This window comes from Streptomyces sp. NBC_01463, assembly GCA_036227345.1.
Taxonomy (GTDB): Bacteria; Actinomycetota; Actinomycetes; order Streptomycetales; family Streptomycetaceae; genus Streptomyces.
In genome coordinates this window covers 8,286,223-8,302,493 of the sequence record CP109468.1, presented here as the reverse complement: position 1 = coordinate 8,302,493, position 16,271 = coordinate 8,286,223, and the positions used below count along the sequence as shown (strand labels likewise).

Annotated in this window: 17 protein-coding genes; 6 read left to right on the top strand and 11 right to left on the bottom strand. The window is 72.1% G+C overall.

All coding sequences use genetic code 11. The annotated features are described in order from the left end of the window. Window positions 1-74: 74 nt before the first annotated feature. From glsA to OG521_36410, 3 genes are all read right to left on the bottom strand, one after another. Complete coding sequence (glsA, locus tag OG521_36420; GenBank protein ID WUW25956.1) at window positions 75-1,412, bottom strand: glutaminase A; 1,338 nt, start codon at window positions 1,410-1,412, stop codon at window positions 75-77. A 14-nt stretch (window positions 1,413-1,426) separates the two neighbouring features. Beyond that, on the bottom strand, window positions 1,427-1,993 hold the full coding sequence (locus tag OG521_36415; GenBank protein WUW25955.1) for a hypothetical protein: 567 nt from the start codon (window positions 1,991-1,993) through the stop codon (window positions 1,427-1,429). A 103-nt stretch (window positions 1,994-2,096) separates the two neighbouring features. Then, window positions 2,097-2,591 carry a DUF1269 domain-containing protein gene (locus OG521_36410; protein ID WUW25954.1) on the bottom strand — a complete coding sequence of 165 codons (495 nt, stop codon included), beginning with the start codon at window positions 2,589-2,591 and terminating at the stop codon, window positions 2,097-2,099. A 121-nt stretch (window positions 2,592-2,712) separates the two neighbouring features. On the opposite strand from OG521_36410, the gene OG521_36405 reads away from it, so the two are divergent. Beyond that, the gene (locus OG521_36405) at window positions 2,713-3,825 is read left to right on the top strand and encodes a chemotaxis protein (GenBank protein ID WUW25953.1); all 1,113 of its coding nucleotides are present in this window, start codon (window positions 2,713-2,715) and stop codon (window positions 3,823-3,825) included. A gap of 67 nt (window positions 3,826-3,892) precedes the next feature. Here OG521_36405 and OG521_36400 read toward each other — a convergent pair whose 3' ends face one another. The 4 genes from OG521_36400 to OG521_36385 form a co-directional block, all read right to left on the bottom strand. Further along, window positions 3,893-6,283 (bottom strand): phosphoketolase family protein, encoded by a 2,391-nt coding sequence (locus tag OG521_36400; protein WUW25952.1) that lies wholly within the window; start codon window positions 6,281-6,283, stop codon window positions 3,893-3,895. A gap of 58 nt (window positions 6,284-6,341) precedes the next feature. Then, window positions 6,342-7,745 (bottom strand): NADP-dependent succinic semialdehyde dehydrogenase, encoded by a 1,404-nt coding sequence (locus tag OG521_36395; GenBank protein WUW25951.1) that lies wholly within the window; start codon window positions 7,743-7,745, stop codon window positions 6,342-6,344. Window positions 7,746-7,922: 177 nt separating this feature from the next. Next, complete coding sequence (locus OG521_36390; protein WUW25950.1) at window positions 7,923-8,426, bottom strand: ATP-binding protein; 504 nt, start codon at window positions 8,424-8,426, stop codon at window positions 7,923-7,925. Window positions 8,427-8,671: 245 nt separating this feature from the next. Continuing rightward, entirely contained in the window at window positions 8,672-9,064 is a 393-nt protein-coding gene (locus OG521_36385) for a hypothetical protein (GenBank protein ID WUW25949.1), read from the bottom strand. Between the two features lie 200 nt (window positions 9,065-9,264). Between OG521_36385 and OG521_36380 the strand changes: the two genes are divergently transcribed. Further along, window positions 9,265-9,597 carry a DUF6479 family protein gene (locus OG521_36380; protein WUW25948.1) on the top strand — a complete coding sequence of 111 codons (333 nt, stop codon included), beginning with the start codon at window positions 9,265-9,267 and terminating at the stop codon, window positions 9,595-9,597. Window positions 9,598-9,786: 189 nt separating this feature from the next. Then, entirely contained in the window at window positions 9,787-10,593 is an 807-nt protein-coding gene (locus tag OG521_36375) for a VOC family protein (GenBank protein WUW25947.1), read from the top strand. A gap of 24 nt (window positions 10,594-10,617) precedes the next feature. On the opposite strand, the gene OG521_36370 is transcribed toward OG521_36375, so the two are convergent. Further along, window positions 10,618-11,142 (bottom strand): DUF6328 family protein, encoded by a 525-nt coding sequence (locus tag OG521_36370; protein WUW25946.1) that lies wholly within the window; start codon window positions 11,140-11,142, stop codon window positions 10,618-10,620. Between the two features lie 203 nt (window positions 11,143-11,345). Between OG521_36370 and OG521_36365 the strand changes: the two genes are divergently transcribed. Then, window positions 11,346-12,836 (top strand): SulP family inorganic anion transporter, encoded by a 1,491-nt coding sequence (locus tag OG521_36365; GenBank protein WUW26917.1) that lies wholly within the window; start codon window positions 11,346-11,348, stop codon window positions 12,834-12,836. Window positions 12,837-12,862: 26 nt separating this feature from the next. Here OG521_36365 and OG521_36360 read toward each other — a convergent pair whose 3' ends face one another. Both OG521_36360 and OG521_36355 read right to left on the bottom strand, forming a co-directional pair. After that, window positions 12,863-13,354 (bottom strand): GNAT family N-acetyltransferase, encoded by a 492-nt coding sequence (locus OG521_36360; GenBank protein ID WUW25945.1) that lies wholly within the window; start codon window positions 13,352-13,354, stop codon window positions 12,863-12,865. A 60-nt stretch (window positions 13,355-13,414) separates the two neighbouring features. Further along, window positions 13,415-13,819 (bottom strand): DUF1992 domain-containing protein, encoded by a 405-nt coding sequence (locus OG521_36355; protein ID WUW25944.1) that lies wholly within the window; start codon window positions 13,817-13,819, stop codon window positions 13,415-13,417. Between the two features lie 230 nt (window positions 13,820-14,049). On the opposite strand from OG521_36355, the gene OG521_36350 reads away from it, so the two are divergent. Then, window positions 14,050-14,634: a hypothetical protein gene (locus OG521_36350; protein WUW25943.1), complete on the top strand. Its 585-nt coding sequence runs from the start codon at window positions 14,050-14,052 to the stop codon at window positions 14,632-14,634. Next, window positions 14,631-15,302: a hypothetical protein gene (locus tag OG521_36345; GenBank protein WUW25942.1), complete on the top strand. Its 672-nt coding sequence runs from the start codon at window positions 14,631-14,633 to the stop codon at window positions 15,300-15,302. The genes OG521_36350 and OG521_36345 overlap by 4 nt, the downstream gene beginning before the upstream one ends. A 30-nt stretch (window positions 15,303-15,332) precedes the next feature. Here the strand turns inward: OG521_36345 and OG521_36340 are convergent, their stop codons facing one another. Beyond that, window positions 15,333-16,259 (bottom strand): hypothetical protein, encoded by a 927-nt coding sequence (locus OG521_36340; GenBank protein WUW25941.1) that lies wholly within the window; start codon window positions 16,257-16,259, stop codon window positions 15,333-15,335. Window positions 16,260-16,271 lie beyond the last annotated feature (12 nt).

The window sequence follows — 16,271 nt, the reverse complement described above, 5'->3', positions numbered from 1 at the left end:
CCCGTCCTGACGCGACTCCCCGACACGGCGACGGACCGCTGTGCGGGGAGCGCGAACCGGACGGTCCGGCCGGCTCAGCCGGCGGCGTCCGCCACACACCGGGCCACGGCCTCCTCGCGGGTGGCGAAGCACCTGGGGGCGGCGGCGCCGTCCCCAGGCTCCCGCAGCCGGCCGTCCGGGTCGGCGACCGCGGTGCGCCGGCCGTCGGCGGTGAGCCGGGCCAGCCCGCTGCGCAGCATCGCCCGCGCCACGGTGTCGATGTCGGTCACCCGCAGCAGGTCGAGCACCACGGCGCCGGTCCCCTCCGGTCCCGCCTCGTCCATGGCGTACAGCACCCGCTCCGCCGCCGTGAAGTCCAGCGCGCCCTGGGCGGCGACGACCGCCACCTGTTCGTGCCGGGCCCGGTCCCGCTCCGCCGCCGGCGCGGACGGCAGGTCGTCGGCGGTGGTGACGAGGGTGACGGTGGAGCCCGCCAGCGCCGGGTTGTGCATGAGGTGCAGGCCGAGCCGCTCCGAGAGCCGCCCGATCGCCAGGTGCCCCCGCACGGAGGACCCGCCCGCGTCGAGCAGCGGGCTGTACGTCCCCATGCCGAAGCGGGCGGGGCCCGCGGCGATCAGCCCGCCGGACACCCCGCTCTTGGCCGGCAGCCCCACCCTCAGCAGCCAGTCGCCCGAGGAGTCGTACATGCCGCACGTCGCCATGACGGCGAGCACCTGGGCGGCGACGGGTTCGGGGACCACCCGGTCCCCGCTGAGCGGATTGACGCCGCCGTGGGCCAGGGTCGCCGCCATCGCGGCGAGATCCAGGGCGGTGACCCGTACCGAGCACTGACGGAAGTACGTCTCCACCGCCGCGACCGGGTCCACGGGCAGGGGGCCGGTGCTGCGGATGAGGTAGGCGAGGGCGCGGTTGCGGTCCCCGGTGAGCGCCTCGGAGGCGTACACCTCCTCGTCCACGTCGAGCCGCCGGCCGGCGAACCGGCTCAGGCAGTCGAGGATGCGGCCGAACCTGGGCGCGGCCGGAGTGTCGGGGATGAGGGCGGTGGTGACGATGGCGCCCGCGTTGACCATGGCGTTGTCCGGGCGGCCGGTGCCGCGCTCCAGGCTGATCGCGTTGAACGCCTCGCCGCTCGGCTCGGCGTTCACCCAGCGGGACACCTCGTCGAGGCCGAGGACGGACAGGGCCAGCGCGTAGACGAACGGTTTGGACACGGACTGGACGGTGAACGGCACCTCGGCGTCGCCGGTGCTGTAGCGGTGACCGTCCATGCTGATCAGGGCCAGCCCGAAGGCGCCCGGGTCGGCGAGGGCCAGTTGCGGGATGTAGTCGGCGACTTCGCCGTCGTCGACACCGGCGAACTCGGCGTGCAGTTCCCGCAGTGCGTCCGTGACGGCACCGGTGGCGGCACTCACCGCGCTCCCGGCCGTCAGCCGCGCTCGGCCTGGGCGATGCGGGGGAACGACTTGACGCCGGCCGCCTTGCGGCTGTTGGCGTGCTCGCTGACCGTCCGGTTGGGCGGGGCGTCGGCGAAGCCGAGCACCACGGAGTCGAGCACCTTCCCCGAGGCGTCCACGAACTCCACCCGCACGGCGTAGAAGGCCGCCTTGCCGGAGCGGTTGGTGACGCGCACCAGGGCGCTGCGGAACTGCTCCGACGCCGCGACCGGGAGACCGTTGACGGAGACGTCCTCGACGGCGTTGCCCTTCCCGTCGACGCCCTTGAGCGTCGTCACGGCCTTCTGCCGGTTGCGCTCCACATCGGCGGAGACGGAGGCCGCGAAGTCGTCCTGGGTGCGCGGGCTCCTGGTGGCCTCGGGCGAGGCGACCGGCTCCGCCGAGACCGTACGGGTGCTTCTGGCCGTGCCCTGCGAGGAGGTGTCGGAGCTGTCGCAGGCGGCGGTGCCGGCCACGATCACCGCTGCGAGCACGGCGGGGGTCAGGCTGCGGGCTGCGCGGCCGCGCAGCGCGCGCCGCACGGGGCTGGTCTGGTTCACGGACGCTCCGTCTGCTCGGAAGTCGGAAGTACGGATGTGCGGAAGTACGGATGCGGGTGGGGCTGGTGAGGAGGTCCCGGACGCCGGGACCGCTCCCCAGTGGTCATGCCGCGTCGTCGCCGAAGATCTCGCGGAGCCGTTCCTCGCTCCGCGTGTCCAGATTGCTGTGGAGCAGTTCGGCCCCGCCCCCGGGGAACGCGTCGCCGATCCGGTCGGGCACCTCGTTCATGGTGAGCAGGAAGAGGGCCGAAGTGCCGGGGGTGACCTTCTCCTTGACCTCGGCGATGAAGTCGTCGTCGATGCCGACGTCGGCCAGCTTGCCGCCGAGTGCCCCGGCGGCCGCGCCGATGGCGGCGCCCAGCAGCGGCATCAGGAAGATCAGCCCGAAGAGCATGCCCCAGAAGGTGCCGCTGAGGGCGCCCGCGCCGACCAGGTTGAGCAGCTGCTTGGTCCGCGGCTTGGCGCGGTCGGCGGGCCAGCTCACGACGGCGGCGTCCAGGATCTTGATCAGCCCCTCCTTCTGCAGGGACTTCAGCGTCGTTTCCACGTCCTCCGCGCCTTCGGCCGACTGGAATTTCCACACCGTGAGCGTGGACATCGCGCATACCTCCCGAACCCGGAATGACCAACTCGCCCATATTAGGATCAAAAGGTATGAATTGACTCGTCGAATCACCCGCTCCGCACGGCAGTGCGCACGAGTCCCCGGGAGGGAACTGATGGATACGGATGCTCTGACCGCCGGTCTGTTGCAGAAGCTCCGCGCGGCCAGGCCCTATCCGGCCCTGTCCCTGACCATGCCGACCCATCGGCGTGCACCGGACAACGCCCAGGACGCCGTGCGGCTGCGCAACCTGGTGTCGGAGGCGGGCAACCGCCTCGACGCCGACCCCGATGTCACCCGCGAGGCGCGCGACGCGGTCCGCCGGCAGCTCGACCGGGCGGTGGCCGAGATCGATCCGCGCCGGGCCCTGGACTCGCTGGTGGTCCTCGCGACGGCGGACGAGTACCAGATCTGGCAGCTGCCGCGCACCGCGCCCGAGCGGGTGGTGCTGAGCGACACCTATCTGACCCGCAACCTGGTCGCCGCGAAGGCCCAGGCCCAGCCGTTCTGGGCGCTCACCGTGTCGGCGGACCACGCCACCCTGTTCAGCGGCACGGCCGACGCCGCGCACGAGGAGCGGATCGGCGGTTTCCCGCTGACGGCTCCGCGCGAGGCGCCCAACCCGCAGCGCGAGGAGCGGATCGGGGACACGCCCAGCACCTTCAGCGACGAGGAGACCCGCCAGTTCCTGCGCACGGTGGACGAGAAGCTGCGCGGGGTGCTGGCCACCGATCCGCGCCCGCTCTATCTGGTCGGCCTCGCCCCGGCGCTCGCGCTGCTCGACGAGGTCGGTGAGAGCGCCGACGTCGCGGTCGGCCGGGTCACCAAGGGCGCACCGGCCGACACCTCCGCGAGCGATCTGCTGACCGAGCTGCGGCCCGCGCTGGAGGCCCGGCAGAAGCGCTTCGCCGCGGAGATCGACGGAAAGCTGGACGAGGCACGCGGCAGGCGTGCCTTCGCCGGCGGTCTCGACGAGGTGTGGGCCGCCGTCCGGGAGGGGCGGGCCGGCCTGGTGGCCGTGGAGGAGCACTACCAGCAGACGGTCCGGGCCGACCGGGAACACCTGGTGCCGGTCGGCGGGGACGCCACGGAGCCGCCGGAGACCGTCCGTGAGGACATCGTCGACGAACTGGTGGAGGCGGCCCTGGACAGCGGCGCCGACGTGGTCTTCGTCGCGGACGACTCGCTGAAGGAACACGGAAGGATCGCGGCGGCACTGCGCTACTGACGGGCCGGACGGCGCGAACACGGCCGGGGCCCGGACGGTCTGCACCGTCCGGGCCCCGGCCGCACGCTTATTGGCCCTGCCAGGTCCAGTCGGCCACTTCCGGCAGGTCCGTGCCGTGTGCGCGGATCCACTCGTGGTGGCGCGTCCGGGTGTCCGCCATCGCCTGACGCACCGCCACGGCACGGACGCCGAGGCCCGGGACGCGGTCGACGACGTCCATGACCAGCCGGTAGCGGTCGAGGTCGTTGCGGACCACCATGTCGAACGGCGTGGTCGTCGTGCCCTCTTCCTTGTAGCCCCTGACGTGCAGCTGGGCGTGGCCGGTGCGGCGGTAGGCCAGCCGGTGGATCAGCCAGGGATAGCCGTGGTAGGCGAAGATCACCGGCTTGTCGCGCGTGAAGAGGGCGTCGTACTCGGAGTCCGGCATCCCGTGCGGATGCTCACCGTGCGGCATGAGCCGGGCCATGTCGACGACGTTCACCACCCGTACCGCCAGCTCCGGCAGATGCTGCCGCAGGAGGCCCGCCGCCGCCAGCGTCTCCAGGGTGGGTACGTCCCCGGCGCAGGCGAGCACGACATCGGGTTCGCGGCTGCCGTCCTCCGTGCCCGCCCACTCCCAGACGCCCGCGCCCCGTGCGCAGTGCGCGCGGGCCTGGTCGAGGGTGAGCCAGTCGAAGCCGGGCTGCTTGCCGGCCACGATCACGTTCACGTAGTCCCGGCTGCGCAGCGCGTGGTCGGCCACGGACAGCAGGGTGTTCGCGTCCGGGGGCAGATAGACACGGACGACCTCGGGGCTCTTGTTCAGGATGTGGTCGACGAAGCCCGGGTCCTGGTGCGAGAAGCCGTTGTGGTCCTGGCGCCAGACGTGCGAGGTGAGCAGGTAGTTGAGGGAGGCGATGGGGCGTCGCCAGGGCAGCCGGCGCGAGGTCCGCAGCCACTTGATGTGCTGGTTGACCATCGAGTCGACGATGTGGGCGAAGGCCTCGTAGCAGGAGAAGAGTCCGTGCCGTCCGGTGAGCAGATAGCCCTCAAGCCAGCCCTGGCACAGGTGCTCGGAGAGGATCTCCATGACGCGGCCGTCGCGGGCGAGGTGCTCGTCGGTCGGGAGCGTTCCGGCCTGCCAGGCCTTGCCGGTGGCTTCGTAGAGGGCGTCGAGCCGGTTCGAGGCCGTCTCGTCGGGGCCGACGACCCGGAAGTCGCGCCGGTCGGCGGTGGCCGTCATGACGGCTTCCAGCAGACCGCCGAGAACCTTGGTCGGTTCGTGCAGGGTGGTGCCGGGGCTGTCCACCCGGACGGCGTGCGCCTCCAGGGGCGGGACCGGCAGGTCACGCAGGAGGAGCCCGCCGTTGGCGTACGGGGTGGCGCCGAGCCGTGCCGTGCCTTCCGGTACGCAGGCGAGGACCTCCGCCGAGGGGTGCCCCTCCGCGTCGAAGAGTTCGTCGGGCCGGTAGGAGCGCATCCACCGCTCCAGTTGCCGCAGGTGCTCCGGGTTGTCCCGGACCCCGGGCAGCGGGACCTGGTGGGCGCGCCAGGTGCCCTCGACGGGCAGCCCGTCCACCTGGTCCGGGCCGGTCCAGCCCTTCGGGGTCCGCAGCACGATCATCGGCCAGTGCGGGCGGCCGGTGTCACCGCCGGTCCGGGCGGCCTCCTGGAGCTCCTGGATGCGGTCGACGGCCCGGTCCATGGCGGCGGCCATCGCCCGGTGCACGGTGAGGGGGTCGTCCCCCGCCACGTACAGCGGTTCGTGTCCGTAGCCCCGCAGCAGCGCGTCGAGCTCCTCCTCGGGGAGGCGGGCGAGCACCGTCGGGTTCGCGATCTTGTAGCCGTTGAGGTGCAGGACCGGGAGGACGGCTCCGTCGTGGACGGGGTCGAGGAACTTGTTGGCGTGCCAGGACCCGGCGAGCGGTCCGGTCTCCGCCTCGCCGTCGCCGATGACGCAGGTGACCAGCAGGTCCGGATGGTCGAGTGCGGCCCCGTAGGCGTGCGCGAGGGAGTAGCCGAGTTCGCCTCCCTCGTGGATGGAGCCGGGTGTCTCGGGCGCGACATGGCTGGGCACTCCGCCGGGGAAGGAGAACTGCTTGAACAGCAGTCCCATGCCCGCCGCGTCCCTGCTCACATCGGGGTAGGTCTGCGAGTAGCTGCCCTCCAGCCAGGAGTTGGCGAGGACGGCGGGGCCGCCGTGACCGGGGCCCCAGACACAGAGCGCGGAGGTGCCGCGCGACCTGATGATGCGGTTCACGTGGGTGTAGACGAGGTTGAGCCCCGGTGAGGTGCCCCAGTGGCCGAGCAGCCTGGGCTTGATGTCCTCGGGGGCGAGCGGCCTGGTCAGCAGCGGGTTGGCCATCAGGTAGATCTGGCCGACGGCCAGGTAGTTGGCTGCCCTCCAGTGTGCGTCGAGCGCGGCGATCTCCTCGTCGGACGGGCCGGTCGTCGATGAGGACGGCGGTGCGTCGCTCATGGTCACCTCTCAGCGGGCGGTGTGCGGTGGTCCGGCCGGTACGGGGCCCGGACCGTGGTCAGGCTCCGTACCAGACGGTCGTGGCGTTGCAGAATTCGCGGATGCCGTGGCCGGCGAGCTCACGTCCGTAGCCGGAGCGCTTCACCCCGCCGAACGGCAGTGCGGGGTGCGAGGCCGTCATGCCGTTGAAGAAGACACCGCCCGCCTCCAGATCGCGGACGCAGCGCCTGCTCTCCTCGGCGTCCCGGGTCCAGACGTTGGAACTGAGCCCGAACGGCGTGTCGTTGGCCAGCTCCACGGCCTCGTCGAGGCTGCCGGCCCGGTAGAGCGTGGCGACGGGACCGAAGGTCTCCTCATGGTGGATGCGCATGGCGGGCGTGATGCCGCCAAGGACCGTGGGGGCGTAGAACCAGCCCCGCTCCAGGCCGCCCGTCAGGCCCTCGGGCCGGCCGCCGCCGCACAGGGCGCCGGCCCCCTTCCCCAGCGCGTCGTCGACGAGCTCCTCCAGATCGGTGCGCCCCTGCTCGGTGGCGAGCGGGCCGATGTCGGTGGACTCCTCCAGCGGATCGCCGACGGCGAGGTCGCGCATGCCCACGGTGAAGCGCTCGGCGAACTCCTCGTACACCTGGGTGTGCACGATGAACCGCTTGGCGGCGATGCAGGACTGCCCGTTGTTCTGGACCCGGGCCGTCACGGCCGTACGGGCCGCCTTGGCGACGTCGGCCGATGGCAGGACGAGGAAGGGGTCGCTGCCGCCGAGTTCCAGGACGGTGTGCTTGACCTCGTCGCCGGCGACGGCCGCGACGGCGCGGCCGGCGGGTTCGCTGCCGGTCAGGGTTGCCGCGGCCACCCGGCGGTCGCGCAGGATCGCCTCGACGGCCCCGGAGCCCACCAGGAGGGTCTGGAAGCAGCCCGCCGGGAAGCCGGCCCGGTGGAACAGGTCGCCCAGGTACAGGGCCGTCTGCGGCACGTTCGACGCGTGCTTGAGCAGGCCCGTGTTCCCGGCCATGAGCGCGGGGGCCGCGAACCGTACGACCTGCCAGAGGGGGAAGTTCCACGGCATCACGGCGAGCACCGTGCCCAGGGGGCGGTAGTGGACGTAGGCACGGGACGCACCGGCGTCCTTCACGTCGGCGGGCGAGGGATGCTCGTCGGCGAGGAGCTCCTCGGCGTGGGCGGCGTACCAGCGCATGGCCTTGGCGCACTTCGCGGCCTCGGCCCGGGCGGCCTTGACCGGTTTCCCCATCTCCAGGGTCATGGTGCGGGCGATGTCCTGCTGGTCCTCGTCGAGCAGGTCGGCGGCCCGGTTCAGCAGCCGTGACCGCTCACCGAATCCGGTGGTGCGGTACTCCCGGAATGCGGCGTCCGCCGCGGCGAGCCGCCGCTCGATCTCGTCCGCCCCCAGTGCGTCGAACGTCCTGAGCGTCTCGCCGTTCGCGGGGTTGACCGTTGCGATGGGCATGACTGTGGCCTCCTTGCCTCGGTACTTCGACCGTGCCGCGCCGCGCGCGGCGACGCAACGCGGACCCCTCCACCCGGATACCCGACCGGCGCGGACCATGCCCGAAAGGGGCAGTGGATCCGCGCCGGAGGGTGCGCCGGGGGGCGGGGACGGTCAGGGCCGCTCCGTACCGCCGCCTCAGACGAGGGCGAGGGCGTCGGTCCGGACCGGGGCCGCCGCGGGAAGGTCCGTGACGACGGCCGGCGGCCGGCGGAACTCGCGGACCCCGGGCAGCGGCGGCAGCGGCACCAGCTCGATGAGCTGCGGCTCCTGCGCGTACCGGGTGAACCAGACGACCTTGCCCTCGGCGGTCCGGCAGGTGCCCCAGCTGTCGCTGAGCGCCATGACCCGGCTGAGGCCGCCGCCCTCGTGGAGCAGCCGCGGCATGTCGGAACCGTTGTCGGCGACGGAGACCGTGAGGTGCCGTCCGGACCAGCGGAGTTCGAGGACACAGGTGTTGTCGTCACCGACGTGCCGCTGGACGTTGGTCAGCAGCTCCTCCACAGCCCGGCACACGGGCCGGATGTGGAGTTCGAGACTCCAGTGACGGAGGTGTGCGGCGACGATCCGTCGCAGCTGGGACACACGCTCTGCCGATACCTGGAGTTCGACCAGATAGTGCCGGTCGAGTGGAACGGTCATCGTCGAGGCTCCTCACATCGAGGCCCACATGCTTCGCCCCGTTGAACCAACGACCCCCGAATACGAACAGTGAGCAGATGTCACTTCTGGGTCACTCCATAGGGTGACCCGGTGGAGCCGGTCGCGCAACATATCCGGCCCCTCACCCCCTGTGACCGGCGCATATCCGTCCGGTGTGTGCCGTCCGCAGGTCGGCGTGGCGGGCGGATGGAGCAGCGGACGGCGGGCCGTCTCCGGGAGAGGCGCTAGGCGTTCTCCAGCCGCAGACGGACCTCCTCCTCCTGGTCGCCGGAGACGGTGCCCACGACCCGGACGGCGAAGGCGTCCGCCAGGCTCTGCCGCAGGCGCTCAACCGCCCAGTAGCCGCCCTGCGCGTCGACCGTGACGGGTGCGCCGAGCCGTACGGGCCCCGACACCACGCGGGCCTCGGTGACATCGACCGTCACGACCCATGCGGTCGGACGCTTGCCGTTGACGTCCTGCGGCACGTCGACGGAGGCCCGGTCGGTGGTGAAGGCGGCCCTCAGCACGTCGAAGACCGTGCGCGCGTCGCCCTTCTCGCACCCGCTGACGACGACCGACACCTCACTGCCGGAACGGCTCTCGTCCGTCCGCTGCTCTTCCTGTGTGCTGTTCACCGCGGTTCCTTCCGGAGGGGTCACTTCCAGGCTCGCCCCGCAGCCGCACGCCTGCGACATGAGGGGCCCGGCCGCCCCGCGGGTGCCGGCGGCAATTCACCTCACATGAATTCGAAACACTTTTCACGGCCATATCCACTTAAAACATGAATTCGACCGCAGATCCGAGTGACTGCCCCGCCCCGGGGTATCCGGCAAGCATGGACGTATCGGATGGAGCCCTGAATTCCCTCGCCATCACCCTCGCGGACGGACGGAGCGCGACAGGGTGGGTGATGGCCGTGGTCGGCGTGGTCCTGGTGGCCGTGCTGATCGGCGCCGTCTGGCTGGGCAGGCGGCGTCGGGCCGAGGAGTTGCCCCCTCCCCGGCCCGACGAGCAGCCGGTGGTGCCCGATCACCGCGCCCACGTCGAGGAGCACGACGTCCATGGCGACGACAGCTTCCCCGCCGACGGCCGGGGGCTCTCGCCGTACGAGCTCGGTGATCACGGCAGCGGGACCGCCCACCGGGACGACGAGGAGCGGCGCGACTGAGCGGCCCGCGCCGCGGTCCCGGACCGCCGGCCCGGCGGGGCGCCCACCCGGTGCCGCGGCGGGCGGCGAAGCCGCGTGTTGCGGGAGCGGCCGCCCGCGGTGAGGCTGGTGAAGGCCCGAAGGCCACCGGCACACGTCTGCCGCACATCCCATGAAGGCAGTAGGACCATGACCGCAGGCACCTCTGGTATGGCATCCGCGCCCGCGCCGCTGACCGGCTCGGCCGCGCCCTGCTGGGTCAATCTGATGACCCTCGGCCTGGAGTCGGCCCAGGAGTTCTACGGCCCGGTGATGGGCTGGACGTTCCGGCCGGGCAAGCTCGGCCAGGAGTTCTCGGTCGCCCGCCGCGGCGACGTACCGGTGGCCGGGATCGGCGCCGTGGCCAGTACGTTCCGCGTCGCGGTGGCGTGGACGCCCTACTTCGCCGTCCGGGACGCCGATGTGGCCGCTGCCCGGATCCGGGAGCGCAGCGGCACGGTGGCGGTGGGCCCGCTGGGGCTGGGCAAGGGGCGCGGCGCGCTGGCCGCCGACCGCGACGGTGCGGGGTTCGGCATCTGGGAACGGACCGAGCCGGCGACTTCGCCGCCGGCCCCGGACGGCCATGCGCACGCCTGGCTGCGGCTGCGCACCCGGAGCGCGTTCGACGCGGCGATCTTCTACGGCGAGGTCCTGGACTGGGCCAGCGGGCGTCCCGGCGCCTGTGAGGTGACGTACGTGAAGGACGAGGTGATCGTGGAGTGCGGCGGCCGCCAGCTGGCCCGCATCAGCTCGGACGCGGTCGAGGCGGCGCCCGATCCGCTCGTCCGCCCGCACTGGCAGGTCATCTTCCCGGTGGACGACGTCCCCGCGGCTGTCGCGGCGGCGCGTGAGCGCGGCGGTTCGCTGGTCGAGGAGCTGACCGGGCCCGAGGGCCGCGAGGCGACCCTGATCGACCCCGACGGCGGGCTCGTCACGCTGACGGACGTCCACACATCGGCGGCCACCGGTACGGCGTGAACCACCGCCCGGTACCCGGCAGCGTCACTTCTCCCGTCGTGGTCCGGGCCGGGAGCGGGCCAGCGCCCAGGCCGGGAACACGAACCAGCAGACCAGGAACCACAGCGCCATCCCGCCGACCAGCCACAGGGCGAGGGCGTTGTGCAGCGCCACCCGGAGGATCAGCAGGAGCGCCGAGCACATCGTGCAGAACAGCAGGACCAGCCCGATCACGGTGAGGCGCGACGCCCAGGTGACCGTCTCCGGTTTCATCCGCCTCCCGGTCAGCAGCCGGTGGTACGAGACCGGCCCGATGAGCGCCCCCGCGGTGGCCGACCCGAACATCACCGTGACGACGTAGATCGTGCGGTCGGTGTCGGAGAGGTCCGTGAAGCGCGGCTGGAAGACGACGGCGAGCAGGAAGCCGAAGAGGATCTGCACGCCGGTCTGGGCGACGCGCAGTTCCTGGAGCAGATCGGTCCACCGGCGGTCCGCCCGTTGCTCGGGCGTCTCGCGGCGGCGTCCCCACGCACCGTCCTCGCCACTGTCCCCCTCGGGTGTCGGGCTCACCGTGGACCTCCGTCCGGACAGCCGCGGCGTCCGCGTCATCGCCTTTCCCACACGGTAGACCGCCCAGTGGCCCACGGCCCCTCGCGGAGCGTCCCGGACCCGGGGCGGGGGGTAGAATTCCGGGGTCAGCACAACGCCCGGTGCCCGCCGCCGGGCGGGCGGTCCCGGGCTCCGCCCGAACAGGACAGGTCCCGCTCCCCTTGCTGCTCTCCCCCGCACGGTCGCTGAAGGAACTGACCGCCCCCGTCCGGTCGCCGAAGGTGCTGCGTACCGAGGTCCTGGCAGGTCTGGTCGTCGCGCTGGCCCTCATACCCGAGGCGATCTCCTTCTCGATCATCGCCGGTGTCGACCCCCGCATCGGCCTCTTCGCCTCGTTCACCATGGCCGTCACCATCTCCGTCGTGGGCGGCCGGCCCGCGATGATCTCGGCCGCGACGGGCGCGGTGGCCCTCGTCATCGCCCCGCTCAACCGCGAGCACGGGTTCGGGTATCTCGTCGCCGCGGTCATCCTCGGCGGCCTCTTCCAGATCGTGCTGGGCGCACTGGGCGTGGCACGGCTGATGCGTTTCGTGCCGCGCAGCGTCATGGTCGGCTTCGTGAACGCCCTGGCGATCCTGATCTTCATGGCGCAGGTCCCCGAGATGCACGACGTGCCGTGGGCCGTCTATCCGCTGATCGTGGGCGGCCTCGCCCTGATGGTGTTCTTCCCGAAGCTGACGAAGGCCGTGCCGGCGCCGCTGGTCTCCATCGCGATCCTCACCGCGATCACCGTCGGTGCCGCGATCGCGGTGCCGACGGTCGGCGACAAGGGCGCCCTGCCGTCCTCCCTGCCGGTGCCGGGACTGCCGGACGTCCCGTTCACCATGGAGACGCTGACGACGATCGCGCCGTACGCGCTGGCGATGGCCCTGGTGGGGCTGATGGAGTCGCTGATGACGGCGAAGCTCGTCGACGAGATCACCGACACCCGTTCCAGCAAGACGCGCGAGTCGGTCGGCCAGGGCATCGCCAACGTGGTGACCGGGTTCTTCGGCGGTATGGGCGGCTGCGCGATGATCGGCCAGACGATGATCAACGTACGCGTGTCGGGCGCGCGGACGCGGCTGTCCACCTTCCTGGCCGGTGCGTTCCTGATGGTGCTCTGCATCGTCTTCGGCCCCATCGTCTCGGACATCCCGATGGCCGCGCTGGTCGCCGTGATGGTGATGGTGTCGGTGGGTACGTTCGACTGGCACTCGGTCGCACCGGCGACGCTGCGCCGGATGCCCCTCGGCGAGACCGGCGTCATGGTGATCACCGTGGCGTGCGTGGTCGCCACCCACAACCTGGCCATCGGCGTGGTGGTGGGCACGCTCTGCGCGATGGTCGTCTTCGCCCGTCGGGTCGCCGGGGTCGCACAGGTCACCTCGGTGACGGACCCGGAGGGCGACAGCGTGCTCTACGCCGTCACCGGCGAGCTGTTCTTCGCCTCCTCGAACGACCTGGTCACGCGGTTCGACTACGCGGGCGATCCGGCCCGCGTCGTCATCGACCTGTCGGCCGCCCACGTCTGGGACGCCTCCTCCGTGGCCGCCCTGGACACGGTCACCGCGAGGTACGCGCAGCGGGGCAAGACGGTGGAGATCATCGGCCTCAATCAGGACAGCGCCCGGATCCACGGCACCTTGAGCGGCGAGCTGGCCGCGGGTCACTGACGCGGTCCGGCGGGAACGCTGTCGCCTCAGGCGACGGGCAGCACCAGTTCGGGGCGGTCCCACATGACCGCGGGCGGCGCGGCCCGGACGGTTCCCGTCCGCCTGGCGCCCACCTCCGTGTAGAAGCCCTCGGCGGGCGGATGCGACACGATGCGCACATCGGTGAGTCCGGCCGCGCCCGCCTCGTCCCGCAGGTGTCCGATGAGCAGGCGCCCGATACCGGCGCCCTGCGCGGCGTCGGCGACGAACATGAGATCGAGTTCGGGCGGGTCGAGGATCAGGGAGTAGAACCCGAGCAGCCGTCCGGTGGTCTCCCCCACGGCCACGAAGACCCGGTGCGTCTCGACGTAGTCGTGGCCCACCCGGTAGCCCGCCACCATGGGTGCGTACGGGCCCTCGTAGGCGCGGGAGGTCCGCACCAGCCGGGTCAGCCGCTTCGCGTCCCGGGCGGTGGCCCGCCGGATCCCCACCTCTTCGCCCAGCGCCCCGCGCCCCCGCGACGTAATGCCTGATCTCATACAGGGAGTATTACGTACGTGAGCCGGGCCGGAAGACCGGCCCACGCACGGGCGACCGCGTCAGGAAGCCTCGCGGGCCGCGCGCCACTCGTCGACGAGGGCCTCGACATCGAAAGGCCGGAGGTTCAGCAGGGGGCCGGGCGGCGGGCGTCTGACGGCCGCGTCGATCTTCTCGTTCACCTCGGTCAGCATCCGCCGCACCTCCGCCTCCGTGCGGACCTCCGGCAGGGCTGCGACGGTGTCCTCCGCCTCTTTACGCAGGGCCAGGGTCGGCGGGAGCACGGACACCCCCTCGCGCTGCATCTTCGCCTTGATCCACCACGTGTCGTCGTACGGGCGGTCCATCGCTTCCAGCGGCTTGCCGAACCCCGGCAGCTGGGAGAAGTCACCACGCTGTTCGGACTCACGAATCTGTTTGTCGACCCACGACTCGAAGCTGACGCCCGTGGGCTTGCGCTCGGTCACCGTGATGCCCCTCTCGGAGATGCGTGTGATGCAGCCCCTTCACGATACCCAGGGGCCGTACGGCGGTGGCCGGAGGCCGCCCCCGACTCGGGCCGCGGGCAGACACCGTGCCTTGAACGCGAACGGCGGGGTACACGAGCAGCACGCCCGGCCGGCACAGCGCCGGGACACGGACCGAAAGGGATGGTGAGCGTGGAACACAGCGACCCGCGGACCGAGAACGGGAAGGGGTGGTGACCGTGACGACCGTAGTGATCATCGTCGCTGTCGTCCTCGTCGCCGCCTGCGCCCTCGCCTTCCTCTACACACGCCAGACGGGCGGGCAGGGAATGCGGCGCCGCTTCGGCCCCGAGTACGACCGGACCGTCGCCCGCCACGACGGCGACGCGAAGGCCGCCGACAACGAGCTGCGCGAACGCCTGAAGCGGCACCGCTCCCTGCGTGAACGTCCGTTGACCCCCGAGGCACGCGCGCAGTACGCGGACCGCTGGACGCAGATCGAGGGCGGCTTCGTCGACGCGCCCCGGCAGGCGGTCGCCGATGCGGACACCCTGCTGGCCGAACTGGCCCAGGACCTGGGCTTCCCCGACGGCACGGACTTCGGCGAGCAGAGCGACGCGCTCTCCGTCCACCATGCCGAACACGTCAACGGCTACCGCCGGGTGCACGACGCCAAGCAGAACGACGGCGACACGGAGAACATGCGCGAGGCGCTGCTCGAGGCCCGCGGGCTGTTCGACGTACTCGTCTCCAACGGCACGGACCGGCCGGTCAGCCGGCACTCGAACCACGCAGAAGGAAGTGACAGGGCATGACGCACGACGCCGATCGCACTCCTCGCATCCCCACCGACGCCCCCGAGGCGGCGAAGAAGCCCACGGAGGCCACCACCACCGGCCGCACGGTCGACCCCGCCTCCACGGGCGGCGACGCCGCACGCAAACCGGATGACGCCCCGGCCGGTATCCCGCGCATGCGGACCCCGGCGGCCGCACCGCCCGACGACGGACCGGCGACCCGACTGCCGACCGACACCCGGACCTCCGACACCCGGGCCTCCGACGCCCTGTCGTCCGACGCCCGGTCGTCCGACACCCGGTCCCCCGAATCCCGGTCGACCCACACGCGGGAGAAGACACCTGACACCCGGGAGAAGACAATCGGGTCCCGCGATGAGACACCCCGCACCCGGGACGAGACACCCGGCAGCCGCCACTCCCTCATCCCGGACGGCGACCACGACAAGATCGCCCAGCGGCTCCAGCACGCCGTCAGCGAGTTCGTCGAGAGTCCCCGCAAGGCGGTCGAGGAGGCCGAGAGCACCTTCGACTCCGTCGTCGACGGGCTCACGGCGGCACTCAAGGAACAGCGGCGCACGCTCGGCAGCTCCGGCCGCGACGGCGACCCCGGCTCCCGAACCGAGGAACTGCGGGTCACCCTGCAGCACTACCGCGACCTCACCGAGCGCCTGCTGAACGTCTGAGGGACGCGACCCCCGCACGCCGTGCCGTGATCAGTGGCCGTGTGTGTCAGGTGTCGTAGATCCGGCCCGCCCGGCTTCCGGGCGGGCCGTCGTCCTTGCCTCGACGGTGAACGCGGCGGTGTGCACCTTCCCGCCGTGACGGAAGTCGAGGAAGAGACGGTAGGTGCCCGCGCTCGGCGCGGTGGCCGCGAACGAGACGGCGGGACCGGGACCTCCCTCGTTCGGGTGGACGTGGAGGTAGGCGAGGTCGCCGGAGCGCAGGGCGACGAGGTGACCGTACGCACCGAGGTGGGGCTGCAGGTCCGTGACGGGCCTGCCGTTCCTGCTGACGGTCAGTTCCAGTTCGCTCTCCCGGCCGGCGCGCAGCCCTCCGCTCAGCGCCACCTCGTAGCCGTCGGTCACCGCGGTGGTGCGCACGGCCGGCAGTTCCTTGGGACGGTAGCCGCCGGACACGGCGAGGTCGGTTCCCAGCGTCAGGTTCGAGGCGCCCCGCACGGCCGGGGTGAAGTCGGCGAACATGCGGTAGCCACCGGCGGCCGGCAGCGATACGGGCACCGACCAGGTGCCGTCGGCGGCGCGCACGGGGTGCAGATGCCGGTAGACCGTGAGGTCCCGTGAGGCGAGGACGAGGTGCAGTTCCTTGCCGTGCTCGCGCTGATACGCGGTGACCCTGCGGCCGGTCGCGTCGTCGACCACGGCGAACCGCAGGACGGTGCGGGTCCCGGCCCCGAGCGCGGGCGTCCGCAGATCCAGCGTGTAGCCGCCCTCGGAGACCTGCAGCCCGCCCGCCGCCGGGCCGGTGACCGGCTCGGCGGGCCCGTGATCCGCCCCGTGCCCACCCGCGGGCCGCACCTGGGCGGTCAGCTGCGGGCCGACACCGTTCCCCACGCCGTACGCGACACCGAAGGTCGCCGCCAGCGCGGCGGCAAAGGCGGTGATCTTCAGTCCGTTGTTCATGACGCTCTCCTC

What these genes read in the sequence shown, in the direction of transcription:
- OG521_36400 (WUW25952.1), bottom strand. Translation starts at nt 6,283, where the DNA reads ATGAGCGACGCACCGCCGTCCTCATCGACGACCGGCCCGTCCGACGAG.
- OG521_36375 (WUW25947.1), top strand. Translation starts at nt 9,787, where the DNA reads ATGGCATCCGCGCCCGCGCCGCTGACCGGCTCGGCCGCGCCCTGCTGG.
- OG521_36380 (WUW25948.1), top strand. Translation starts at nt 9,265, where the DNA reads ATGGACGTATCGGATGGAGCCCTGAATTCCCTCGCCATCACCCTCGCG.
- OG521_36340 (WUW25941.1), bottom strand. Translation starts at nt 16,259, where the DNA reads ATGAACAACGGACTGAAGATCACCGCCTTTGCCGCCGCGCTGGCGGCG.
- OG521_36360 (WUW25945.1), bottom strand. Translation starts at nt 13,354, where the DNA reads ATGAGATCAGGCATTACGTCGCGGGGGCGCGGGGCGCTGGGCGAAGAG.
- OG521_36405 (WUW25953.1), top strand. Translation starts at nt 2,713, where the DNA reads ATGGATACGGATGCTCTGACCGCCGGTCTGTTGCAGAAGCTCCGCGCG.
- OG521_36390 (WUW25950.1), bottom strand. Translation starts at nt 8,426, where the DNA reads ATGACCGTTCCACTCGACCGGCACTATCTGGTCGAACTCCAGGTATCG.
- OG521_36345 (WUW25942.1), top strand. Translation starts at nt 14,631, where the DNA reads ATGACGCACGACGCCGATCGCACTCCTCGCATCCCCACCGACGCCCCC.
- OG521_36395 (WUW25951.1), bottom strand. Translation starts at nt 7,745, where the DNA reads ATGCCCATCGCAACGGTCAACCCCGCGAACGGCGAGACGCTCAGGACG.
- OG521_36410 (WUW25954.1), bottom strand. Translation starts at nt 2,591, where the DNA reads ATGTCCACGCTCACGGTGTGGAAATTCCAGTCGGCCGAAGGCGCGGAG.